Source organism: Gardnerella sp. c10Ua_244 (assembly GCF_055818055.1).
In genome coordinates, this window is record NZ_JARFVS010000001.1 from 306,915 (window position 1) to 332,503 (window position 25,589).

Annotated in this window: 20 protein-coding genes and 3 tRNA genes; 6 read left to right on the forward strand and 17 right to left on the reverse strand. The window is 41.9% G+C overall.

From position 1 onward, the window contains the following. Positions 1 to 182 precede the first annotated feature (182 nt). The gene (locus P0108_RS01375; RefSeq protein ID WP_004109778.1) at positions 183 to 869 is read left to right on the forward strand and encodes a DedA family protein; all 687 of its coding nucleotides are present in this window, start codon (positions 183 to 185) and stop codon (positions 867 to 869) included. Positions 870 to 984: 115 nt separating this feature from the next. Beyond that, a tRNA-Ala gene (locus tag P0108_RS01380) sits at positions 985 to 1,057 on the forward strand. A gap of 89 nt (positions 1,058 to 1,146) precedes the next feature. Here the strand turns inward: P0108_RS01380 and P0108_RS01385 are convergent. The 10 genes from P0108_RS01385 to P0108_RS01430 form a co-directional block, all read right to left on the reverse strand. Beyond that, positions 1,147 to 3,480: a hypothetical protein gene (locus P0108_RS01385; RefSeq protein ID WP_473730697.1), complete on the reverse strand. Its 2,334-nt coding sequence runs from the start codon at positions 3,478 to 3,480 to the stop codon at positions 1,147 to 1,149. 35 nt (positions 3,481 to 3,515) lie between these two features. Continuing rightward, complete coding sequence (locus tag P0108_RS01390) at positions 3,516 to 5,429, reverse strand: serine/threonine protein kinase (RefSeq protein WP_473730698.1); 1,914 nt, start codon at positions 5,427 to 5,429, stop codon at positions 3,516 to 3,518. A gap of 190 nt (positions 5,430 to 5,619) precedes the next feature. After that, a complete protein-coding gene (gene murA / locus P0108_RS01395) occupies positions 5,620 to 6,981 on the reverse strand; it encodes a UDP-N-acetylglucosamine 1-carboxyvinyltransferase (RefSeq protein WP_004109784.1) in 1,362 nt (453 codons plus the stop codon). Between the two features lie 91 nt (positions 6,982 to 7,072). Continuing rightward, on the reverse strand, positions 7,073 to 8,365 hold the full coding sequence (locus tag P0108_RS01400; RefSeq protein ID WP_102155474.1) for a metallophosphoesterase: 1,293 nt from the start codon (positions 8,363 to 8,365) through the stop codon (positions 7,073 to 7,075). 530 nt (positions 8,366 to 8,895) lie between these two features. Continuing rightward, positions 8,896 to 8,967 (reverse strand) — tRNA-Gln (locus P0108_RS01405). 40 nt (positions 8,968 to 9,007) lie between these two features. Beyond that, positions 9,008 to 9,080: transfer RNA gene (locus P0108_RS01410), tRNA-Glu, on the reverse strand. Positions 9,081 to 9,265: 185 nt separating this feature from the next. Next, positions 9,266 to 10,828, reverse strand: coding sequence for a glutamate--tRNA ligase (gene gltX, locus P0108_RS01415; RefSeq protein ID WP_116431948.1), 1,563 nt, complete (start codon positions 10,826 to 10,828; stop codon positions 9,266 to 9,268). 56 nt (positions 10,829 to 10,884) lie between these two features. Further along, a complete protein-coding gene (locus tag P0108_RS01420; RefSeq protein ID WP_102704517.1) occupies positions 10,885 to 11,853 on the reverse strand; it encodes a hypothetical protein in 969 nt (322 codons plus the stop codon). A gap of 28 nt (positions 11,854 to 11,881) precedes the next feature. Beyond that, positions 11,882 to 12,574 (reverse strand): histidine phosphatase family protein, encoded by a 693-nt coding sequence (locus P0108_RS01425; protein WP_064622125.1) that lies wholly within the window; start codon positions 12,572 to 12,574, stop codon positions 11,882 to 11,884. Between the two features lie 34 nt (positions 12,575 to 12,608). Beyond that, positions 12,609 to 13,115, reverse strand: coding sequence for a GtrA family protein (locus P0108_RS01430; protein ID WP_064622127.1), 507 nt, complete (start codon positions 13,113 to 13,115; stop codon positions 12,609 to 12,611). A gap of 84 nt (positions 13,116 to 13,199) precedes the next feature. Here P0108_RS01430 and P0108_RS01435 point away from each other — a divergent pair, with 84 nt between their 5' ends. Beyond that, positions 13,200 to 13,547, forward strand: a complete 348-nt coding sequence (locus P0108_RS01435) for a phenylpyruvate tautomerase MIF-related protein (protein ID WP_064622123.1) — start codon at positions 13,200 to 13,202, stop codon at positions 13,545 to 13,547. A 113-nt stretch (positions 13,548 to 13,660) separates the two neighbouring features. On the opposite strand, the gene brnQ is transcribed toward P0108_RS01435, so the two are convergent. Beyond that, positions 13,661 to 15,217 (reverse strand): branched-chain amino acid transport system II carrier protein, encoded by a 1,557-nt coding sequence (gene brnQ, locus P0108_RS01440; protein WP_102704518.1) that lies wholly within the window; start codon positions 15,215 to 15,217, stop codon positions 13,661 to 13,663. A 257-nt stretch (positions 15,218 to 15,474) separates the two neighbouring features. Next, the gene (argS, locus tag P0108_RS01445) at positions 15,475 to 17,271 is read right to left on the reverse strand and encodes an arginine--tRNA ligase (protein WP_415697930.1); all 1,797 of its coding nucleotides are present in this window, start codon (positions 17,269 to 17,271) and stop codon (positions 15,475 to 15,477) included. 112 nt (positions 17,272 to 17,383) lie between these two features. Here argS and relB point away from each other — a divergent pair, with 112 nt between their 5' ends. Further along, on the forward strand, positions 17,384 to 17,620 hold the full coding sequence (relB, locus tag P0108_RS01450) for a type II toxin-antitoxin system RelB family antitoxin (protein WP_041160461.1): 237 nt from the start codon (positions 17,384 to 17,386) through the stop codon (positions 17,618 to 17,620). Next, on the forward strand, positions 17,604 to 17,870 hold the full coding sequence (locus tag P0108_RS01455; RefSeq protein ID WP_012913788.1) for a type II toxin-antitoxin system RelE family toxin: 267 nt from the start codon (positions 17,604 to 17,606) through the stop codon (positions 17,868 to 17,870). The genes relB and P0108_RS01455 overlap by 17 nt, the downstream gene beginning before the upstream one ends. 95 nt (positions 17,871 to 17,965) lie before the next feature. On the opposite strand, the gene valS is transcribed toward P0108_RS01455, so the two are convergent. The 4 genes from valS to P0108_RS01475 form a co-directional block, all read right to left on the reverse strand. Then, positions 17,966 to 20,743 (reverse strand): valine--tRNA ligase, encoded by a 2,778-nt coding sequence (valS, locus tag P0108_RS01460; RefSeq protein ID WP_473730699.1) that lies wholly within the window; start codon positions 20,741 to 20,743, stop codon positions 17,966 to 17,968. Positions 20,744 to 20,791: 48 nt separating this feature from the next. Then, positions 20,792 to 22,279, reverse strand: a complete 1,488-nt coding sequence (locus P0108_RS01465; protein WP_102703325.1) for an ABC transporter substrate-binding protein — start codon at positions 22,277 to 22,279, stop codon at positions 20,792 to 20,794. Positions 22,280 to 22,409: 130 nt separating this feature from the next. Next, entirely contained in the window at positions 22,410 to 23,084 is a 675-nt protein-coding gene (gene nth / locus P0108_RS01470; RefSeq protein WP_004109815.1) for an endonuclease III, read from the reverse strand. Further along, positions 23,084 to 23,875, reverse strand: coding sequence for a response regulator transcription factor (locus P0108_RS01475; protein WP_033888627.1), 792 nt, complete (start codon positions 23,873 to 23,875; stop codon positions 23,084 to 23,086). Before P0108_RS01475 ends, nth begins: the two co-directional genes overlap by 1 nt. A gap of 240 nt (positions 23,876 to 24,115) precedes the next feature. Here P0108_RS01475 and P0108_RS01480 point away from each other — a divergent pair, with 240 nt between their 5' ends. Further along, complete coding sequence (locus P0108_RS01480; protein ID WP_004109821.1) at positions 24,116 to 24,907, forward strand: hypothetical protein; 792 nt, start codon at positions 24,116 to 24,118, stop codon at positions 24,905 to 24,907. 149 nt (positions 24,908 to 25,056) lie between these two features. On the opposite strand, the gene P0108_RS01485 is transcribed toward P0108_RS01480, so the two are convergent. Then, positions 25,057 to 25,551: an inorganic diphosphatase gene (locus P0108_RS01485; RefSeq protein WP_004105658.1), complete on the reverse strand. Its 495-nt coding sequence runs from the start codon at positions 25,549 to 25,551 to the stop codon at positions 25,057 to 25,059. Positions 25,552 to 25,589 lie beyond the last annotated feature (38 nt).

Below are 25,589 nucleotides of genomic sequence, written 5' to 3' on the forward strand. Positions count from 1 at the left end.
GTTTTAACCATGCAACATTACATTACTAACTATTATTGTATGTTATAACGCAATTAACTGATAGCGTGTGCACAAAAAGTGTCAACCGTTTATGGCGACTGCTAGGCTCAAAATAACAGTTGTTTCGCTTGATTTTTAATTAACAAGCGTCACTAAATACGCAAAATTTATGACAGGACATTATGGGATTTATTCATTTTATTGTTAACCTACTCAAGGATCCACGCTCAGCTATTGCAAGTTGGATTGCAATGGGCACAGCTCCAGCATTAGGCCTTATTTTTCTCATTGTTTTTATTGAAACAGGCGTAGTATTCTTCCCATTCCTTCCAGGAGATTCACTTCTTTTCGCAGCAGGGTTTTTTGCAGCTCCTGACGCTCAAACAGGTCATAGCGCGCTTCCACTTCCACTATTACTTGCCGTAGTGTGGCTAGCCCCAATTATTGGCGATCAGTGCAATTACTTTATTGGTCATTTCTTCGGACGAAAGATTGTAGAATCCGGGAAAGTAAAAGCGCTCACTCCAGAACGAGTTGCAAAAACCGAAAAAATGATTGATAAATGGGGTCCGCTGGCAGTATTCTTGGGTAGATTCTTCCCATTCATACGCACTTTTATGCCGTTCATCTCCGGAATTTCTGGAATGCGTTGGATACGCTTCACACCATTTTCTGTACTAGGCGGTCTCGTTTGGTCGTCGCTTTTCACATTTCTTGGATATTTCTTCGGCAAGATTGATTTCGTACAGAAGAATTTTGAATTAGTAATTGTTGCAATTTTGCTTATCTCGCTTGTGCCAACTTTTATTGGTTTATACAAAGCGCACAAAGCAAAGAAAGCAGCAAAACTTAATAAAGAAAACAAATAAACTAGTATTTTAACTTACGACACTCAAGCACGCTGCACTACAAGAAATGTTGTTTTTATACAAGCTTTGTAGTACAGTGTGCAGAGTTGTCGTAAGATGATTTGTCTTAGACATTGGGGCTATAGCTCAGTTGGTAGAGCGCTTCGTTCGCATCGAAGAGGTCGTGGTTTCGATTACCATTAGCTCCACTGAGCCCACTGCATTCATTCCACCGCAGTGGGCTTTTTATTTTTCTCGCACAATGCCTGTCAAATCTAGCAAAACTAATTAGAATAGTTTACTGATTGCTAATTTTCTTTTTAAAAATAATGCTAATTCCTAATGCAGCACAAAGAATTGCTATAATTCCAGTGCCAATATAAGCCACAATTTCTATATAATTTACCGATTTTCGCTTAAAGGAATCAGCATTTTCAAAAGATTTTTCCGATTTTTTCACTTGCGAACGAGCTATCCAATCATCGTTATCGGAGCTATTGTCGGAATCATCATCTAAACCATCATCAGAACTATCAGCATCTTTACTCTCGCTATTTTTAGATTTTTTATCTGCTTCAGATTTTTTTACAAGCTTATTTGCAATAGAAACAATTTTTACATTTTTATATTGCAAAGTTGTTATATTTCCCGCATAATCTGCAGCTTTTACTAATACGTCGTGAGTAAAACCGTCTGGTTTTAGTTTTGTAGATAAAACTGATTTATTCACATCTTTACCGCTCCAAATACGATTTGTTTTACCATCAACATCGATCGTTACATATTGCAATGCTATGTTATCTTTTGCACTAATGCGTAAAGTTTTTCCTTCTTTATTAGTGCGATAAGTAGAATTATTTTGCATATCAAACACTGTTGTGATTGGAGCAAGATTATCTACTGTAAATTGCACGGAAGCTGGTGCAAATTGCAACATTCCTTCTTTTTTGCTAACTGCATTTTCGCTACAAGAATGATTGCCTGCCTTGTCTACTGACATAATGCGCACACGATAATGAGCGTTATCGGCAAAATTCCGTTTAAAAATAGTGTAAGTCAATCGTTGCCAGCCACGATCTGTGCGACTGTTTACAGAAAAATCCTGTTTTGATAAAATCTTCTCTACACCGTCTTGCATAACACTAATTTTTGCAGGACTTGCCAGTCCGCTAGGATTGAGTTCTTCAATATGAATATCTTTAGCATTTTGCAATTGTTTACGATTCATTGCTTTAGTGGAACTATCTATACTAAATGAGGAACCGCTTCTATTTATAGAAAATTGCAACTTACCAGAAATAACATGATCTACTAAATCTTTAGCACTCCACTGAAGCTGATATACGTCATCGTCTTGAATTCCATTATAAAAACCTGCGTATTGCACACTTACGCTTTGCGAATCAGCTTTTCTAGACACAAAAGAACGCAATTCCTTAGCATATCGCATTCTTCTCAGCGAATACGTTACGCTTGCAGGTTTTAGCCAACGATCTTTTATAACTAATGTTGGAACTACAGCATGAGAATACGCTCCGCCTTGTTGCACTCCAGTAATAGAAACAGTTGGCGAAAGCGTATCAATAATGAATTTATTACTGATAGAAGAACTCGCATTACCCGATAAATCTTCAACACAATAGCGAACATCCCAAGAAGCATCCCCCGAAAAAGAAACATCAGCATACCACACGTTTGTATGCACACCATCGTTTTTAAAGCTTTTAGCTGTAAGTACCATAACCTGCTTACCATCAGCAAAAACTTTCGCAATAGGATAAGAATCGTGAAGCAAATACGAGAAAACGAACGAATCATCCTGTATTAATATTCTTGAAGCTCGATTATTACGAAAATATTTGCCTTCATACGATGCGTTGTTGTCATAACTAACACTCAAGCGAGGAGCAGTTTTGTCAATAACAATATATCTTGGACGCTTGCTATAAGAATTATCTTTTGTTAAATCTGAAGCATTCAAAACTGAATCAGGAATACTTAATATTGGCTTACGAGAGCGCAATTTGTTGCCAGAAAGTTTACTTTCATTAGAAATATAGTTAGTTTGCTTTGAAACATGAGAATTAGAGTCAACTCCTCCCCATATGCGTTTAGGATGCATTGTTACAGCAGCAAGTCTTATAGAGATATCTTGCAAATCGTATATTCCTTCTTTTTGCAATTCAACTCTTACTATTCCTAATACTCGAGGTCGGATCTTATAACGAATATTAACTAGCGACGACACCGCCTCAATCTTAGCTAAATCAACTTTGGCACTCACTATTTGATATCTTCCAACGCTAACAGTAGCTTTATGCGCGTTCCTAATTTCCGAAGCGTCCAATCCATCAAAAGTTATAAGTAGCGAAGCAGCACGTTTAGTAAACATGTACTCGCCTTGAGTGCGAACAGTTTTCTGTTTTGTCATAACAGAAACATTTGCTATATGCAATCCTTTGGCTGCGTTATAGCTGCTTTTCGCATACGCAATAGAATTAAGTGGCAATAATGCAACAACTATAGCAGCACTAATAAATACAATAATCCCAATATAAACGCCAATGCGAGCGCAGCCGCATTTAAATCGCTTGAAAAACCACAGATCCCCCAAATTTCTTTGTTTACACATTTATTCCCTCCTTTTTATTATTCCTTTTATTTCTTTTATTTCTTTTGCAAAAAAGCTAGATTAATTTCGTCTTGAACTTTTTTGACGCTATCGATTGCGTTTTTCTTTCTACTTACAGCCTCATCATTTGACGCATGCGCTTGTTTAAGAAGATATTCTGCCTTGTCGCACATTTGCTGAATCTCTTGTTTACTGGCTCCGCTTTCTAGGAACATCGGCAACCACGAATGAATTGATTGCAAAACTAGTTCTCCAGTATCCACAAATAAAACGTCTCCGTGATCTTTCTCAACAATTTGCATTAGCTGCTGTAATTGATTCACATAATTTTTATACGTTTCTACGCTTGCACAATCTTTAGAAACATCAACAAGTTGCGCATAAGCGTCAGAAATAGCGATGTACGCGCTTAACATTTTTTGATTTGAAGCAGTATGCGATATGCCATCAGAATTAGTTTCTACAGCTTGCGAAGACGCTTTATTCGCATCTTTTTCATATTTTTGAGCCTCTTGGAACCATACTTTTGCTACTCGTATACGAGATAATCGTTCTGTTTGTGAAACTTTTCCAGAAAATCCTGCAAAATAGTACCAATACGCTTTGCCTATTTCTATAGAAATATTCAACCAATCTTTATTTACAGGACGCAAGTTTTGCTCGTATTTATTAATCAAACCAACAAAACATTGCTCTTCGTTGGCACTCCATTGCTGATCTGCAAGTTGAATTTGCAATAAAATTTGGAGAGGTTTAAATGATATTTTGCTTATATATTTCTTCTTGATCATACTATTTTGCACTTGCATTGCATGAGAAATATAGCGACACGCAATATCCGAATTGCTTTCGCGCTCAGCTAATTGCATGTAAGAATCGTAGCTTTTATTATTTTTGCGTATTTCCTCAATTCTTTTACTACTTGGCTCACCATCAAAAGATTGCTTATTTCGATTTACAAAAGCATTCCCAACAAATAAACCTAAGCAGTTGAATAAAATTACTATAAAAACTAGCACTACAACAATTAATGCCGTAATTGCATAGCGCTTTTTTCTAGGCTTAGAACTATTTTTGCATTGTTTGCGTCGCAATACATTCGTAGAAGTGTCGCATTGTTGCGAATGCTTTTCTGTATGCTCACACGCTTCCAGTGCAGAAAACATTTCGTCGCAATCTTTATATCTATGAGATGGTTTAGTAGCTGTAGCTATTGCGAGCACAGACACTAATTGTTCTACTACTTCACGATTCTCATGAGGCAATAGTACAGCAGATTGCACGTTTGTTTTAGGCACTTCAGTTGGTAATAATGCGTAACGCAATGTCATTCCAATCGAATACACATCGCTTGAAGTAGTTGCTGCAGAGTTTTCGTTCAAAATTTCAGGAGCGGTAAAAATATTAGTAGCAAATCGCGCGTCGCACTGGTCTATTGTGCGCAAATCAAGCACTCCCCCGTTTGCATATAATTGCGTTGCAGCACCAAAATCAATCAAACGGACTGTGCCATCTTCTGAAATCATAACCTGAGAAGGCTTAAGATCACCGTATATAATTGGCGGATAATGCGAATGTAAATAAGAAAGTATTGAGCAAAGTTGCATACCTAAATCAAGAACAGTTTCAACATTTTGCAATCCAGATTCTTCTACAATAGATTTTAAAGAACGTCCCTTTACATAATCGCGAACAGCATAAGCTCTACCATTTTCTTCAAAAAAATCAACAATTCGCGGAATAGCTGGATGATCGCATTCCTTTAAAACATTCGCTTCAGCGCGTAAGGATTGAATAATATGTTGTTGATACTCTTCATCTCCTTGCAGAAGCGTTTCTTTAACAGCCCATTGCTTGTGCAAAACGGTGTCAACAGCAAGAAACACTGTTGAAGTGCCACCACGCCCCAGCTCACCAAGCAGCTGATAGCGTCCGCCTACACAAACCATCGTTACGCCTCCGCAATATTGAAAACTCCAACTACTCATCAAATATTTCAGTTAATTTTTTGAGTAATTGAATTACAGTTGCGACTACTGTACCGATAAATTTATGCGTAAAAAAGCTTTTTATAGCATTGTGGATAAAAGCTTATAAACCTACAAAACTCACGTTTTGTAGAAGAAGTAGAAGAATATATCAGTCGATATTAGCACCCAATGCTAAAAGTTTGCCTCTAAAATCTGCATATCCTCGATCAATTAGCGAAATTCCACGCACATTCGACGGACCTTGAGCAGTAAGAGCTGCAATCAAATGGCTAAAGCCTCCGCGCAAATCAGGTACATCAATATCTTGACCTGTCAACGGAGTAGGTCCGAAAATCACTGCAGAATGCTTGTAATTGCGCTGCTGGAATCTGCAAGGAAGCGAACCTAAGCATTCACGATAAAGCTGAATCATAGCTCCCATTTGCACAAGTGGCTTCGTGAAACCAAAACGATTTTCATAAACAGTTTCATGCACAATACTCAAGCCCTTCGCTTGAGTAAGCGCAACGACAAGAGGCTGCTGCCAATCAGTCATAAAACCAGGATGTACATCGGTTTCAATAGCAACCGGATGCAAATCCCCACCCGGATGCCAGAAACGAATTCCTTTATCTGTAACATCAAATTGTCCGCCAACTTTACGGAACACATTTAAGAAAGTCATCATTTCTGGCTGAGTTGCGCCCTTAATAAACACATCTCCGTGTGTTGCAAGAGCAGCAGAAGCCCAAGAAGCTGCTTCGATGCGATCAGTTAATGACGTATGAGTGTATCCTTGAAGCTCTTTTACTCCCTCAATACGGAAAGTACGGTCAACATCTACAGAAATAATCGCACCCATCTTTTGCAAAACGGCTACCAAATCCATAATTTCTGGCTCAATTGCAGCTCCGGAAAGCTCTGTACGACCTTCTGCAAGAACCGCTGCAAGCAAAGTCTGTTCGGTTGCGCCGACAGAAGGATAAGGCAAATGAATTTTAGTGCCATGTAAGCCATTAGGTGCAGTAATATGAATACCATCTTCGTGATCTTTATCTACATTTGCACCAAGTTTACGCAACGTCTCAAGATGAAAATCAATTGGACGGCCACCAATATTGCATCCTCCAAGCGCAGGAATAAACGCTTCTCCAAGACGATGAAGAAGAGGACCAGAGAAAAGAATTGGAATACGAGACGAACCAGAAAGAGTGTCGACGTCAGCTACATCTGCGAGCTGCACTTTTGTGGCATCAATTGTCACAATGCCTTCAGGTCCATTAACTTCAACGTCAACACCATGCAAACGCAACAAATCAGAAACTACATGAACATCGCGAATTTCAGGAACGTTTTTTAGAACAGACTTGCCAGGTGCCAACAAAGCTGCAACCATAGCCTTGCTAACAAAGTTTTTTGCGCCACGCACTTTAATAGTGCCATTAAGCGGCTTACCACCTTCTACATGCAACACATCTGCAGCGTCAATGCCACTATTGTTGTTCTGTTCAGCCGTATTGTGTGCGGACACATTTACCTCTTTCGTTCGCGCTAAAACACTATTCACTATAATACCGGCATATTTGCCAACGCGCTCATGCAATCTATTAAAACTGATTAAATTAGCGCGTAGATCGTTGACGCCATCGACGAATCAATCTAGTAAGTAATGATGGTTTACGTAATAAATCCACTTCTGGCAATTCATGCTCAGATTCAGCTGTAAGAGCATAAGTATAGGCTTTTTTGGAAGAAGGTTTGCCAACAAGATTCCCAAATTCAAGCATTTGCGTACGCGGTTCAAACGGGTGACGAATATCAAATTCGAGCAAGCGCACGCCTCTTTTAGCAGGTTCAGGGCCGTAAGATCCAAAACCACATGTAGGAGTGGCAACAAATAGCATATTACTCTCGTGATCTTTAGCTGCGAAAGAATTGCGGTGATCGTGACCGGCAATTAGCGCAAAAGCTCCTGCATCAAGCAAAGCAGCGTATTCACCACTATCGACGTCAGGGCAGCTGATTCCTTCACCTAAATACCCATCGGGCAGAACATGTTTTTCGTCAAGAGCATAATAGCGACCAGCAAAAGTACGATACCCTTCAATAGCATGTTCGCGCGCAGCAAGTTCTTGCGGAACTTCACGAAGAACACGATAATATTGCGGCAATGGAAAATGCTGAAAAACGCAAATATGCTCAGGCAAATAAGAAGGAAGACCAGAAATAAACTCAATAGTTTTTTTAGAAGGGCTACCATATCCGCCGGATTTAGCATAATCTCCAGAATCAACTAAAACTATTGAAAAAACAACCTTTTCATGCTTTTCATCCATAACAGGCAAGGCAAAAGTACCAGGCTCACATGTAAAAATAATCTGCTTTGGCAACACACATTTTGTCGATTGCATAGCACTTGCAGAAGATACATTAGAAGCACTGCGATTCATGCAACATGGAAAATCTTGATATATCTTATCAAGCTCTTCATTACTCAGACCGCACTGGAAATCATGATTCCCATAAGTAACAACCCACGGAATACTGCGATCTTCTAGTGGCTTCATTAACTTAGCAACAAATTCGTGCACCTTATCAACCAATTGCTTCTTATCAGAAGCTGAAATATTGGAAGATTCCTGCCAGCGTCTACGCTGAAAAGTTTTTGCAAATACTCTTTCATAACCTGCAATCTGGTTTCCAGTAAAAACTACAAGATCTGGTCGCACAGCATCGCAAGCAGAAGCAATAAGTCGAATAGTATCTTGTGAAATACGTAACCCATCTTGAACATCTGCACACTGAAGCACCCGGAATTTACCAGAAAGATGGAACTGCAAACGTCCTAAACGCGCCGAAACAGATAAAGGAAGTGCCGCAGATACATGAGCTTCAGATTGTGCAGAATCAGTCATACTTTAAGCATACGGCAGATATGCCGCGACTCACTCAATTTTGTGCGCAAGTTTACATAAATTATTTACATTCAAAAATACTAAATTAAGCAAATACTGATAATAAATAACCTAAAGGCGATAAAAACGTGCAATTTCAGTAAAATAGTTACAAATTCACAGACAATTCACAGGTAATCGCATTACTGCACTCAGCATAAGGTGGTTATTATATATACATCAAAAGGAAATAAACTACAAGCAAGTAGTTGAATTTGACTTTAATAACTTAACCTCTCTTCTTCTCTTCTTTCTCTAACCCCGGTCACGCACTGGGGTTTTTGATTTTAAGGCTACATAAGAAGCGTGCGGCAAGCGTGGTAAACGGGAGTAAACGGCAAAAACTGAGCATGTATGTAAAGAAACTGCCGCTTTCACGCCAACAAGCGGCAGAAACTTTACAGCCATGTACAGAAAAGGTCGCGCGCTGAGACAAATCGCAGTAATACAGATAGATAACAAAAAAGCCCTCGTTCTACGAGAGCTATTCGCTGGGGTACCTGGACTCGAACCAAGAATGGATGAACCAGAATCACCTGTGTTGCCAATTACACCATACCCCAATTGACAAGCTTCGCGGCTCTTGGAACCGTTCCGTCTTCGTACCCCCGACCGGATTTGAACCGGTGTTGGCGCCGTGAGAGGGCGTAGTCCTAGACCGCTAGACGACGGGGGCTTTCATTTATCAGCTACGCCTCTTGACGCAACAAATAGCGACTTTACAACATAAAGCAAATACTTGCAACCGCGGCGTGTCGAAAATATATTAAGCATAAAACAAATAAAAAGGCGGAAATGCAGCAATAGTGCCACACTTCCGCCTTATTCAAATTTTATTTGCGCTTATAAATTATTGGTGATTTACAAATGCTCGCGTAAACCAGCCAAACGCGCCAAAGTCACGTCTTTGCCCACGATTTCCATGGACTCAAACAGTGGAGGCGAAACGCGACGACCAGAAAGTGCAACTCGCACAGGGCCAAACGCCAAGCGCGGCTTGTAGCCAGCTTCCTCAACAAGCTTCTTGTTCAAAAGCTCGTGCAAGGAATCAGTATGCCAATCAGCAGCATCAACGTCCTTCAAGGCAGCGAGCGCAGCGTCAAGAACCTCTCCTGCAGATTCCTTCAACTGCTTACGAGCGTCGTCATCTGGAGCAATGTAGCCATCTTCACTTAACAGGCTGCCAACCATTCCAGCGACCTCGCCAAGCAAACGCACGCGAGGCTGTACAAGAGGTGCAGCAGCGGTGAGTACTTCACGCTCGCGGTCAGTTAACGCATCCCAATTATCCGCACTAACTACGCCATCCTTATGCAAGTAAGGCACAGAACGGTTCAAGAAATCTTGAGGCTCAAGCATGCGAATATGCTCAGCGTTAATCGAAATTGCTTTATCCAAGTCAAAGTGTGCAGGATTTGCCTTAACGTCGCGCACATCGAACTTTTCAACCATCTCGTCCATAGTGAACACGTCACGATCAGGCGCAATAGACCATCCAAGCAAAGCCAAGTAATTCAGCAAGCCTTCTGGAATAAATCCGTTATCCCTATGCAAGAACAAGTTGGACTCAGGGTCTCTCTTAGAAAGCTTCTTCTTACCTTCGCCCATAACGTAAGGCATATGTCCGTAAAGCGGAGTTTCCTTAGCAATACCCATCTCCATAAGATAACGGTACAGCACAATCTGACGAGGTGTGGAGCTCAAAATATCCTCACCGCGCAAAACCACATTCACATCCATTAACGCATCGTCAACAGGGTTCGTAAGCGTATAAAGTGGATCGCCATTCGGACGCACAATCACATAATCTGGAACAGATCCGGCTTTAAAAGTAATTTCACCACGAATTAAATCGTTAAAAGTAATGTCTTCATTTGGCATCTTCAAGCGAAGTGCAGGTTTGCGACCTTCGTCGCGGAAAGCTTGCTTCTGTTCTTCCGTAAGATTGCGATCGTAGCCATCGTAACCAAATTCAGCAGGACGGCCAGCAGCAATATTACGCTCCTTAATTTCTTCAGGAGTAGAGAAGGATTCATAAGCGTATCCTGCTTCAAAAAGCTTTTGTGCTACGTCTTTATAAATTTCCATGCGCTGGGACTGGCGATACGGTCCGTTATCTCCGCCAACATCAATGCCCTCGTCCCAATCAATATTGAGCCAACGAAGAGCCTCAATAATCTGCTGGTAGCTTTCCTCACTATCGCGCTCATTATCGGTATCTTCAATACGGAAAAGCAATTTGCCGTGAGTATGGCGAGCCTCCGCCCAGTTAAATAGCGCGGTACGAACCATACCTACGTGAGGTGTACCGGTTGGCGAAGGGCAAAAACGCACGCGAACATTCTTTGGAAGTTCAGGCTTTGCGGATTTTGTTGCATTATTAGCAACTTCTTGAGTTTCCTCGATATCAGTCATAGGTTCCATTGTGCCGCGCGTTACGGACGTGCAGCATTCGCATCAAACATAAGTCAACCTAAAAACTAATCAAGTGCCTGCGTAGATTCTTTATTACCCTCAACGTGCGCAAACTTCGCAGCAAGAGCCTCGCGGGACTTTCTATCATCCTCTTCTTTTGCGAGCTTCTTCGCAACTTCAGGATCCCACAGCACGTCTTCACGATGCTTTCCCCACTCTGAAATAAGCAGCGGCGAAATAAAATTGACCAACGCACTTATATCGCCACTTATATCACAATTACACTTATCGCTAGAATTGCGCACACAATCAACAATCTCACGCCATTGAGCATCCTTGAACATCATTCGCGGCAAACCAGCACACTCACATATTTCGTTAATATATAAGAAGATTGGTAAAGTTTCGCAAATCTCGTTAGTTTTTTTAATTAGATTTGTTAATAAGCTTAAAACTACAATAATTTTTTGCATTTCCAATGATTTATTTTCATAACAAGAAACCATTTGTTTCGCATAATTAATTGCAAAGTCAATATCGTTAATACTCCAATTACCTTCAACATTTAACGTATCGGCTGCTGCATTTATTGCATTAGAATCTTCGGCAGAATGAGATGCAATCTTACTAAAAATAGAATTTATATTATTACTATTTTCTAGTATTGCTTCTTCTGCTTCATCATAGTTAGGCTCATAGCATGAATCCATATTGTCGTAAGCATCGGCGGCAGCAAGTAGCGCGTCTACTATTTCTTGCGGACGTCCAGGAATTTCATCCGCACCTTCATACACAAATTCAGCATCCGGCACAGTAACATCAAGATTCGTGAGTATTCGTGCTATTGCTCGCATTGAGCGCACCTCAAGATTTTCCGCATATTTTGCGTCGTTATCTAAGTGTCGCGCTTCCGTCAATGGCCATAATTCCGTTAGTTTTGCGGCAGATTGCGCTGCATCATTCAGCATTAGCATACTTTTTTCATTATTTTTAATATCTTCAGAATCTTTGACAGAATCAACAGAACTAACCATTTCAATGCTCCTTCGCATTATATGTTACTTACTTCACTCGCCCAGCAGGATCAACATACGTAATTGAAAGCACACGCAAAGTCTCGCAATCGTAAGTAATAGAAGTAATCGAAGCTAAAGCCGTGTGACGAAGAAGCATATTATGTTCAGCGTGGCCGGTTTCCAGTAGGTGTCTATAAGACCAGATTGGCGACTCATGAGTAACTGCAACGATTTGCTCACCCGGATGCTTACGAACCTGCTCGCGCACAAAATCGCCAACTCTAGTGGCAATACTTCTGTAGCTTTCTCCCCAACTTGGCTTCCACAAATTCGCAACAAGCTTCCAATTGTTGTTTTTCCACAGTGCGCCTTCACCGTAACCTATGCGTTTCCCGCGGAAATTATTTCCAGCTTCAATTAAGCGTTTATCTAAAATAATGTCGCTTTCTTGAGATTGCGCAGAATCTTCGTCATAGTGCGCTTTTACATAGGCAGAATCTGCAATATTGCGCAAAGCATTTTCGATTTCACGCGCTGTTTCACGTGTTCGCTCAAGAGGAGACGAATAAATTGCAGTAATTCCGCGCATTTGCGGAACAGTGGCAATATATTTTGCTGTAGCTTGCGCCATTCTCACTCCGCGAGCAGAAAGATGAAATCCAGAAAGACGCTCATACAACACGTGATTTGGATTATCAACTTCTCCATGACGCACAAAATGAATTGTCGTAGCTGGCATTGCGTTCTACTTTCTGTTTAAAAGATTAAATCAATTACTTGCGATTTTTTGTATGATTAAGCGACCACATTCCCAAACGGTGAGCAAAACTCGTATCTTCTTGCGCAACATACCCAGGCTGTTGAGATTTAGTATCATCGAGCAGCCACTTTCGTATAACAAAATTCCACACAGCAACAACAACAGTAGCTACAAGTTTTCCTATATTTGTGCGCAAAACGTATACTGCAGATCCGCGTAAGCTTTCAACCATTCCTAACGTACTAGCCCAAATAATCAAATCATTTATAAGCAAACCTATGACTGCGGAAATAACAAAAATCAGAAGCTCCATCCACTTTGCCATATCTTCACGATGTTTAAAGACGTATTTCATACTGGCAATATAGTTGAAGATAAGTGAAATTACGAAAGAAATCGTACCCGCAACCACATTATTTAAGTGCGCAAGCATTAATAAATTGAGTAGCGCAACGTCAATAATAAGGGCAATAACGCCCACAATTCCAAACTTTACAACCTGTTCAATAAGCTTTTTCATAATATCCATTAAACACGCGGCTGCTAACAAATAACATATAATTGTTACGTAATAAAGCTTACTAAATTTAGCAAAGGAGCGATTATGCCAGTTATTCATACTCATGTTTCTGTAAGCACAACACCTACCCAGCGCGACGCATTAAAAGCTGCTTATGGCAAAGCAATTAGCGCAGTTCCAGGAAAAAGCGAGCATTGGCTCATGTGCCCATTCGAGGACAATATGCCGATTTATTTTGCAGGAGACAATGCTAAGCCTGCAGCTTACGTTGAGGTGAACGTGTTTGGTTCCAGCGTGCCAGGGTCTGCTTGGGAAAAGTTAACTGAGCAGATTATGGCAGCTTTAGAGCGAGAGCTTGGGATTCCACAGGATCGCACTTATATTCGTTACACTGCAACTACTGACTGGGGTTGGAACGGCGGCAACTTCTAGGCGCAAGTCGCAAGCCTCAATTAGCAAGTCGCATAAAATCGCCATATCTTGTTACGTAAAATACGCATCAAAATATGGCGATTATTATGACGTCTACGCGACGCTACAAAACTTTAGGATTGCTCACTAAAATTAGGTTCGTCAACAGTAGACTTAGCGGATACAGCGAAGTCAGCAGGCTCCTTAAACTCAGCATCGCTTGAAGAATAATAATCGTCGCTAGCAACACTGCCTTCAAGATCTGGACCAGCAGCTAGACGAGCCACCTCTTCCATGTCCTTGTTTTCAAATAAAACCATGCGGACATAACCAACAACAAATCCAACAACAGCAGGGCAAACCCAAGCCATGCCAAATTCTGAGAACGGTAGCCAGTTTTGAACAACCACCAACATATCGTTCATATGCAATGCACTGCGTAAAGCTTGTGGCAAACTATTCAAAAAATCATATACCGCTGCAACACCAGTAAAACCAAGCGTCCAAGCGTACACGACTTTGGAATTTCCAAAAAGTCGACCGCACAAAGCCAAAAGAATCAATACGATTGACAGTGGATACAAGAACATCAATACTGGAACTGCATATTCGATGATTGTGCTCAAACCAAAGTTTGCAAGGCCAAACGAAACAAGCGTAATCAACACAGACCAAACGCGATAGCTAGGACCCTTAGGGAATAACTTAGAGAAAGTTTCCGAGCAGCTTACAATTAAACCAACTGCCGTCTTTAAGCATGCAAGAGTAACAGTTGCAGCAAGAACAAGCAAACCAACGTTTCCAAGATGGTAGCGTGCAACTTGCGCCAAAGTTACGCCACCGTTTTCAGCAGGCTTAAACAGTGCACGGCTACGCACACCGACAACAACAATTGCGACGTAAATCAACGCCATAAGCAAGCAGCTAAAGAATCCAGATCGCACAGTATTCACTGCCACATCTTTAGGATCTTTTACGCCAAAGGATCGAATAGTACTAACAACTATAATGCCAAAAGCCAAGCTAGCTAAAGCATCCATTGTATTGTAGCCATCTAAGAATCCTGTAAAGAATGATTCATTAACATACTTCCCTATAGGAGCAGCATCCGCAGAAGCGCCGCTTACAGGAGAAAACAGTGCAGTAAATACCAGAATACCTAAGAAAACCAAGAATATCGGCGTAAGAACTTTACCAACCCATGTAAGTATTCCGCTAGGCTTCATAGCAAAGAAGAATGCTAACGCGAAGAAAACCACAGAGAACAAGAACAAATACAATTGACCGTTTCCGTCTTGTGGAATAACGCGCTCCAAACCAACAGTGTACGAAGTTGTTGCGCAGCGAGGAATTGCAAAGAATGGTCCGATTGTTAAATACAGCACACAAGTAAAGAACATGCCGTATTTTTTGCTCGGCTTACTAGAAAGTTCAAAAAGACCGTTTGCGCGACTCATTGCAAGAGCCGTAACACCAAGCAATGGCAAACCAACGCCAGTAACAATAAAGCCAATTGTTGCAGGCACGAAATTAGTTCCTGCATTAGCTCCAAGGAACACAGGGAAAATCAGGTTTCCTGCGCCAAAGAACATACCAAACAACATGACCGCCACGTACGCGGACTCAATAATGGTCAAGTTCCTTTTTTTCGGGGCACTATCTGTGCTGACACTTTGTGTTGTGACGCTCATGCTTACACCTCCCATAAGGATAAATTTGTATTTACATACTATTCAGCTAAATCTCTTACCTTGTAATTTTGTGGATTTAAAGCAAAAATAATATTAGAGGGTATATTAATAAATTGCATGTACTTAATCGATAGAAACTTATAATTCGTGCGTGTCTCTAATAAAAAATAAAAAAGGACGCTGGCAAGCTACCAACGTCCTATGTAATCAAAAATGCTCTATAGCTTTGCTCTAAATCTTATATAAAATAAGCAAAATCACATCTTTTCTGGAGCAGAAACTCCAAGCAAATCAAGACCAGTTGCAATAACTGTGCGCACAGCAGCGTTAAGCTTTAAGCGAGCTGCAGCACGAGCTGGCTCTGGGCACTTTGCAATGCGCTGAGCTTCACGCTCGGCTTCTGGCAAACGATTTTCAGGGTCAGTTAACTCCATTGGTACAACACGCTCAAGGTTGTACCACTTGTGGTAACTTGCTGCCAAATCCTCAAGGTAATGCGCAACTCTGTGAGGAGCGCGCAAATCGCCAGCTTGAGCCAAAGCAGCAGGCCATTGAGCCAAAGCAGCCAACACTTCGCCGTCAGCCTCGGTATTAAGCAAGCTTAAATCAGCGCCATCTTGCGTAATTCCAGCGTCAGCCGCATTGCGAGCCACATTGCAGCTGCGTGCGTGAGCGTATTGCACGTAGTACACAGGATTATCGTTGCTGTGAGAAGCAAGCAAATCCAAATCAATATCAACGCTTGTGTTGTAGTCGGTGCGAGCAAGCGAGTAGCGCGAAGCGTCAACGCCAATTGCATCAACTAAATCGTCAATCGTAATAACGTTTCCAGCACGCTTGCTCATGCGCACAGGTTTTCCGTCCTTCATAACGTTTACAAGCTGACCAATAAGAATCTGCATGTTTTCGCCCGGCTTGTCGCCAAAAGCCGCGCACATTGCCATCATTCGGCCAATATATCCGTGATGATCCGCGCCGAGCATGTAGATTGCTACGTCTGCAGGATTCTGCTCGCGGTGACGCTTGTTGCGATAGTACGCAATATCAGCAGCAAAGTAAGCGTAGTTTCCGTCGGACTTAATAATTACGCGATCCTTGTCGTCGCCATGCTTAGTGGATTCAAACCAAGTTGCGCCGTCTTTTTCGAAAATATCTCCACGCTCACGCAAGTCTGCAATAGCGCGCTCAACTTCGCCATCCTCGTACAGGCTGTTTTCGTGGAACCACACGTCGAAACTAACACGAAAATCGCGCATAGACTTACGAATTTCCGCAAACATCATTGGAACTGCGCGCTTGCGGAACTCTTCGCGCTGCTCGGAATCGCCTTCGCCAAGAGGCAATCCTTCCTCGTCTTTTCCAAGATCAATTCGCGGCAATGAAAGAACATCAACGCCGTCCGCATTCGCTTCTTTTATAACAGAGTCCGCAATTTCGTTAATATACGCGCCTTTGTAGCCGTCTGCAGGCGTTTCTTCGCCATGAGCTGCAGCAACTAAAGACTTTGCAAAACGGTTGATTTGCTCACCGTGATCGTTGAAGTAGTATTCGCGCACAACTTTTGCGCCGTTCGCTTCCAAAACTCGAGCCATAGAATCGCCAACTGCAGCCCAGCGAGTTCCACCAATGTGGATTGGACCAGTTGGGTTTGCGGATACAAACTCAAGATTCAAAGTTTTGCCGCTCAAATGCGTATTCTTGCCAAAAGCCGCACCCTGCTTTAAGACTTCGTCTACGACCGCCGCCGCAGAAGCAGAATCAAGCGTTATGTTAATAAAACCAGGACCTGCCACTTCTACGCGCGCAATACCTTCCGCTTCTTGCAAACGCTCAGCAAAAAGTTCTGCTAAATCGCGAGGCTTCATACCAGCTTTTTTAGCGAGTTGCATAGCAACGTTCGTAGCCCAATCGCCGTGTGCACGATCTTTTGGTCGCATAACTGCAAGTTTTTCGGCAGCAGGAATCAAATCTTCTGTTAGATTGCCAGCTTTACCACTTGCTACTAAATCTTTAGCAATTTTTTCAATTAATTCACTTAAGCTTTCTGGATTCATGGTTTACAGTCTAGCGTTACCGCGCGATGCTTCGCGATTACAACCCATTGGATTGCATTATTCTGAGTGTAAGGTAATATATGTTTTACACGTTTTACATTGGAGATTAAAAATGGTCGCAACAATTACAGGATTAAGAGTACCCTCTAACGTTTTAGATCGTTATGATCAGCTCGCTAAAACCACTCACCGCACCCGTTCATTTTACATGAATCAAGCACTAGAAGCTCAAATTGATGAACTTGAACATGAATATGGTCTAATGGCAGATATTGAAGCATACAAACGTGGAGAATTAGAAACATCCCCACTCGACGACGTGGTGAAGCGCCTTGATTTGGAAGATTAATTTATCTAAAAGAGCTGAAAAACAGCTAGGGAAAATTGACAAAACGATTGCTAAGCAAATCGTTAAGGAGCTTCGCGAAATTAGCAATCTCGACAATCCTCGAATCAGAGGCAAGGCACTAACTGGCAACTATTCGGGATTTTGGAGATATAGAGTAAGGGATTACAGAATAATTTGTGCAATTGAAAATAATGTACTGACCGTTTTTGTTGTGGATATTGACCATCGCAGCAGGATTTATAATAAGTGATTATGCTTAGTTTTTAAATACACAAAAAGCGCTGGAGTCGAAGATTGACTTCCAGCGCTTTTGTTTTGCGATTCATTATTTTCGATTACTTGCAACTACTTCTTTTTTGCAGGAGCTTCGCCGAGTTCGCTTTGAGCAACTGAAACGTTTACGTTAGCTGCATCAGATTCTGCAGAATCAGAAGCAGATTCAGATTCAGAAGCAGAAGAATCTCCAGCAACTGCAGCCTTAACAGCGTTAAGTTTTACTTCTCCAGTAACGCGACCAGCTTCAGCAACGTCATCCAAAGTCTCCTCAACAGCCTTGTAAGCGTTTTCTGCAACGTTCAAAGTTACTTGCAAAATAGGAGTCTTCATAGAAACTTTTGCTTCAGACTTAATCTTGCGCAAAGTAGCCAAAGCTTCACCCGCGTAAGCCAAAGTGTCTGCAGAAACTCCGTTTGCAGCAGACTCATACGCCTTAGCGCATGGCCAGCTAGCACGATGCACGGATCCTTCGCCGTCATGCATCCAGCTCCACACTTCTTCAGTAGCGTAAGGCAAGTAAGGAGCAAGCAAGCGAGCCAAAGCATCGAGTGCAAGACCAAGAGTTGTGCGAGCAGACTTCACAGCAGCTTCACTTGGAGTGCGTCCAGTGGATTCTGCAGTACCGTAAGCACGATTCTTTGCAAGCTCAATGTAATCGTCACAGAACTCCCAGAAGAATGTTTCGATTGCTTCCAAAGCCTTAGAATGCTCGTAAGATTCAAGCGCATCAGTCGCAGTACGAATAACGGATGCAAGCTTTGCCATAACAGAGCGATCCAAAACTTCCGTAACATCTGCAAAATCCCAATCCGCGCTGGCAGACTCAAGAACCTGATGCTCATCATCTTCGCGACCAATTGCGAGCGCAAACTTCGTAGCATTCAAAAGCTTAATCGCTAAACGTCGACCAATCTTCATTTGACCTTCGTCGTAAGTTGCATCCAAGCCAAGTTTTGCAGAAGTTGCCCAGTAGCGCACAGCATCCGCGCCAAACTCTTCGATTGGTTTATTTGGCACAACCACATTGCCCTTAGATTTAGACATCTTCTTATGGTCAGGATCAAGAATCCAACCAGAAAGCGCAGCATGCTTCCAAGGCAAGCAGCCATTTTCAAGATGCGCACGATCAACCGTACTAAACAGCCAAGTACGAATAATATCCTGACCTTGTGGACGCAAATCCATTGGGAAAGTAGCCTTAAACAAAGCTTGATTTTCCTCACCAGGCTCTTCCCAACGGGTCACAATTTGCGGAGTTAAGGAAGATGTTGCCCAAGTGTCCATAATGTCTTGCTCAGCAGTAAAGCCGTTTGGCTGGTCGCGCTGAGACTCGTCGAATCCTTCTGGAACATCGATAGTTGGATCGATTGGCAAACGGTCTTCGCTAGGAGTCAAAGGATGCTCGTAATCCACTTCCCCATTTTCGTTTACTGGATACCAAAGTGGGAATGGCACGCCGAAGAAGCGCTGGCGAGAAATAAGCCAGTCACCATTCAAGCCGTGAACCCAATTCTCATAGCGCACGCGCATAAAGTCCGGATGGAAATTAAGTTCCTTGCCGCGCTCAATAAGCTCAGCATTCAACTTTTCGTCCGTGCCACCGTTCTTTAAGTACCACTGACGAGAAGTGACGATTTCCAAAGGCTTATCACCCTTTTCGTAGAAGTTCGTCATACGCTTTGTTGGCTTTGGATCGCCTTCCATATCTCCAGCTGCTTGCAAAGCTTCAACAACTTCCTTGCGAGCGGAGAACGTGGTTTTACCGGCAATTTTCTCGAACATTTCGCGGCCGGACTCGTCCGTAATCCAATCAGGAGTGGTCATCACAATGCGGCCGTTGCGCTGAATGATTGGTCGAGTTGGAAGATTCAAGTCACGCCACCACTCAACGTCGGTTACATCACCGAAAGTGCAGCACATTGCAATGCCTGCACCCTTGTCCATTTGAGCAGCAGAATGCGCCAAAATTGGAACTTTCACCTTAAACAGTGGAGAATAAACTTCCTGACCAAAGTACTTCTTATAACGCTCATCTTCTGGATTTGCAATCAAAGAGGTGCATGCAGCAAGCAATTCTGGGCGCGTAGTTTCAATATAAATTGGCGTACCATCTTCAAAACGGAACGCAATCTTATGGTAGAAACCAGGATATTCGCGCGATTCAAGCTCAGCCTGAGCAACAGCAGTCTGGAATGTAACATCCCACAAACCTGGAGCATCTTTCTGATACGCTTCTCCGCGAGCAAGATTGCGCAAGAATGCTTTTTGTGCAACTCGGCGAGACTGCTCACCAATAGTGTGGTAAGTTTGCGACCAGTCCACAGAAAGACCAAGCCTACGCCACAAAGCTTCAAAAAGCTTCTCGTCCTGAGAAGTTAAGCGTTCGCAAAGTTCAATAAAGTTCTGTCGGCTTACAGGAACCTGATCTTTTGCCTCAATCTTCTTACCTTCAGTACCTTCAAAAGGCGGCTTAAAATCAGGGTCATACTTCAACGAAGTATCCACTCTAACGCCGTAATAATTTTGTACTCGGCGCTCTGTTGGCAAGCCGTTATCGTCCCAACCCATTGGGTAGAACACGTCAAAGCCTTGCATGCGCTTATATCGCGCAATGACATCCGTATGCGTGTAAGAGAATACGTGACCTACGTGCAAGTGACCACTAACGGTTGGAGGTGGAGTATCGATAGAATATACGGCCTTACGGTCGCGAGAATTATGGAATGCGTAAGTCTTAGCTTCGTCCCAATTACTACGCCACTTGTCTTCAAGACCATCAACACCAACCTTGTTAGGCAATGGTGTTAAATGTGCGTGTTTTACTGCGTTATTATCCTGTTCACTCATGAACTGAATATTAGAAACTCAGCGCGACAACGCAAATCTTACGCTTTTCTATTTCACCACTATGCTCTGCAATGGCAGAAGCTGATCCGTCATATTTTTCGTATAGCCGCTTACATTAGACTTTACAGCCATAATGCTCTTTCGAGCATATAACCAGTGAGCTGCAGCATTATTGCTTACTTCGCGCGCATATGCACGAGCATTTGCCTCATATTCGTTTGCATTCTTAGAATGAACCGCATCGGTCCAAGCTTGTTGAGCACGCGCGTCTTGCAAAACGAACGGAGAACCGCTTTCTGCAAACATGCCTTCATCTAAAGTACGATTGCTCGTAGTAAGCGCAAGATCATACTTACCTTCACTAATACGCTTACGCATAGTTTGTTGATCAACTTCTTCAAGATTGACCTTAAAACCGCTCACGGAACTAATCTGTTTTGAAAGCTCGCCCCCAACTCCACCTTCGCCCTGTGGAACAAGAAAATTAATAGTTCCTAAATAGCTTGCGCTAAAGTAATGGAACAAAGGAGCAGCTTTGCCTGGATTATAAGGATACAATCCATTTAAATCTTCATAACCAGTTGAAAGAGGGTCAATAGGTCCTCCTACTGGAACACCACCATTGCCATCAGCTGCAAGTACAGTTTGCGCATTCAAAGCGTATCTCGCAGCTTTACGAGCCTGCTCATCGCAGAAAATCGACGAAACTGTTGTATTTATTGCAATAAATCGCACTCTTGTGCTCTGACCCTCTACCATTTGCGTATTAGCAACAGCAGCAAGACGCTTATTTTCGTTACCTTCAAGCGGAACTGCCATTTGAATATTGCCCTTTTCCATTGCCTCAGCTAGAGCAGTATCGCTATTGAAATATTGCAAAGTAATACTTGCACAAGAAGCAGGGGTTCCCCAATATTTATCGTTGCGAAGTAATACTAAAGAATTGCCTTTATTGTAGTCACTTACAGTGAAAGGACCTGTGCCAAGAGCAGCACTTGCATAGTCGATCATCGATTTTGTGTCATAGACAATGCCAACACGTCCAGCAAGACGACGTAGAAGTAAAGCATCTGGATTATTAAGTGTAATTACTAAAGTGTAATCATCCGGATTATTAACAGTTTTAATATTTGTAAGTGCACTATAACCAGGATAATTATTTGTGATGCCTTGTTTCAAAGATTGTAATACGGAATTTGAAGTCATCTCACTACCGTTAGAGAAATGCACACCTTGACGCAAATTAAAACGATATGTTAAGCCGTCTTTCGAAATATCCCATGACTTCGCGAGACCTGGTTGCAAACTATTATCATCGCCACGTTTAACAAGAGTTTCGTAAACATTACCAATTAAAGCTTGCTGTAAAGCGTCACTGTCGTCGTTTCTAATATCAAGAGATTCAGGAGCAGTACGTAGACCAACTTTTAGCACTGAGTTACTAGCTGGATGCATTATTGCAGCAAAAGGCGAATGACCCTGGTACATTTGCCATCCACACCACAAAATGCCGCTCATTATTACAGACACAACCACAAACACAACCCATGGTATCCAGTCTGCACTAGTACGAGTATGATATGACCTGGAAGCGTGACACGCATATTTGCCTGTTCTTGACATAACCTACAGTCTATATCAATATCTGAATTGAGAACAACACGCTTTAAATAATTGCCGACGGACATGTTGTATTTAAAGGGCATGAAACACATTTTGGATTCCGAGCAGTGCAAATTTTTCTGCCATGCAAAATAAGTCTATGAGAGAGATTAGTCCACTCTTTAGGAGCAAAATAAGCAGTTATTTCGCGCTCAATAGCAACAGGATTTGGACGATTCTGAACCTTACGCCAACCAAGACGACCTGTAACACGTATTACGTGAGTATCTACAGGAAACCCCGGTAATCCAAATGCGTTGCCAAGAACGACATTGGCAGTTTTACGACCAACACCTGGCAACGATATTAAAGCTTCCATATTTGATGGCACTATACCAGAAAAATTATTAAGCAAACATGCAGATAATGAAATAATGTTCTGTGCTTTTACTCTATAAAATCCGAGAGGGTAAATAATTGACTCAACTTGAGATACAGGAGCAGCAGCTAAAGAACTCGCGTTGGGGAAAATAGAAAAGAGTTCAGGCGTCACGATATTCACACGCTTATCTGTAGTTTGCGCGCTTAATACAGTAGCAATTAGTAGCTCAAATGGATTTTTGAAATTTAATGCACACTTAGGTTCCGGTATTTCTTTGCACAATAAATCGTACTCTGCATAAATACGAGCTAATTTCGCTTGTTTTGATTCTCGCATATTAGAACTTTGATAAATCATTATTGCGCAGACTGCTTATCTGCATCATTTTCAGAATCATCTTCAATGCTGCTTTCGGAAATCTCGCTATTCTCATCTGATTCCGAAGGATCGAAGCGATAGCCAACATTACGCACTGTGCCAATCAAATGTTCATATTCAACACCAAGTTTTGCACGGAGCCTACGAATATGGACATCTACAGTACGAGTGCCACCGTAGTAGTCGTAGCCCCATACTTCTTGCAACAAATGAGTGCGAGTAAACACCCTGCGCGGATGCTGCACAAAGTATTTCAGCAATTCAAATTCTTTATAAGCTAAATCAACAGGATGACCATGCAAACTCACTGTGTAGCTACGCATATCTACAACGAGATCTCCAGAACGCATAGTTCCATTGTCTGAATTGAAAGAATCATCAATTTCAGAGCCTTGCGAATGCACAAATAAATCATCAGAAGATCCGTGTTGCAAAGAAGCCAAACGCAAACGACCTTCTACTTCTGCAGGAGAAGCATTAGTCAGCACAACATCAGAAATGTTCCACGAAGGATTTACTACAGTAAAACCACCCTCAGTTATAACTAATATGACAGGAACCGTAATATTTGCAACACGCAGAGAAGAACACATTGATTTAGCGAGAGCTAAATCCTCACGCGCATCAAGCAAAAGAATGGTTTGTGCGGGCAGTTTTGCCAAACTTGACGTATCCAAAGAAAGTAAACGCACTTTATGAGATAACAAAGTAAGTGAAGGTAAAACTGAAGAGGGAGAAGCACACGAAGTCATCAATGTGATATCAGTCATATGATGCCTCCAACAAACAATTGATGTAGTAGCAAATTCAGCCTTTACAGGAATTGTAAACCATACTGCGAAAAATAGCGATAAGCGCAACACTTGCATTTTCCAAAGATAAAAAATATCAACACAATAAAGCGCAGTGCAGGTTATAGGCTACATTAGTAAATAAACAAAGTAATTTGTTAATGTTTTACGGACATATTACGCTTTATAAATATAAAATTACGGCACTAGGGAGTGTGTATGAGCAATGAAACACGTATCTGCAATGACAAGATGCAGAAAAATGATAATTCTTGCGTAAATGTTCAAAAACATACCCGTATACCTAGCATGAACGCATTAGCGATGTTTGTAAGCCAAATTTTTGTTGTAGTACTTCTCGCAATTGCAGCAATATTGCCAATCGCAACAGCAAAAATAACACTTATATTATGCCTTATCATAATGCTTACATTTATAGCGTTGTGGCCACTGCACGGAAATGTAATTGACCGAGCTATTGCATTATGCGCAGGAATTGCTTCTACATGGTTTGCAACCGGAGTATTAAAGGGATGGCTACCAAAAAGCGTCATTATTGATAACGAAACTGTGTCAATGAGTAAGTTCATTGCTGCAATTCACCCTTACGAACGCTGGGCTGTATCTTTTGCTCTAATTCTTGTAGCAGCAACATTTGTAACATTCTTGAGGCAAATGCTGCGCGAGAATCGCACAAATTTAGTACGAAATCTTTCGCACACGCTTACTGCAAGTATTGCTTGTGCAGCACTTCCGGGTTGGCTATTTTTGCCGTCAATTATTAGCTTTATGCCATCGCTTCGCAATTTAGACGGTGGAATACTCGTTATAGTACTGTGCATATTTATGCTAATCGCGCTATCAGGACTTTCATATTTATGGGTTCGCAACAATTATGAAGAATACGAAACTGGAATAGTTTCACACGATATCGCTATTTCTATATTGCCAATAATGCTTTCAGGGATACTCGTGTATATTGCAGGCCTTGGAATGCTAGTAGCTGCTTAAAATTATTAAAAGCGTATGCAACGTTACGTTTTAATTTACTTCTGAAAGCAGCACGCACTTACATAAAAACGTCGAAAACACAGTATGTGTCTTCGACGTTTTATTTATTAACTTTTAATTTTTATTGTTTTACTCATTAAAAGCGAAACTTATTTTTCGCTTTCTTCCAAGCGCTTGCGAGCTGCAACGATCTCCTTCTCAGCCTGCTCAACGCCAGCCCAGAAGTCACCAGGAAGAACTTCCTTACCTGGTTCCAAAGCCTTGTACTGCTCGAAGAAGTGCTTGATTTCAGCCTTGTGATACTCGTTCACGTCATCGATATCCTTGATGTCGTCGAAACGAACGTCCGCTGGAACACACAAAACCTTGTCGTCTCCACCGGCTTCGTCAACCATGTGATACAAGCCAACAGCGCGGCACTCAACAACGCATCCTGGGAACACAGAATTTGGAATCATAACAAGAGCGTCGAGTGGATCGCCATCTTCGCCCAAAGTGCCATCAATATAACCGTAATCATCTGGATAACCCATAGCTGTGAAAAGGGTGCGATCCAAGAATACGCGACCAGTTTCGTGATCCACTTCATACTTGTTCTTAGAACCGCGTGGAATCTCTACCACAACGTTAAAAGTTTCTGCCATATTGGCTCCTTTGATAACTTTAATAACAATTCATATAA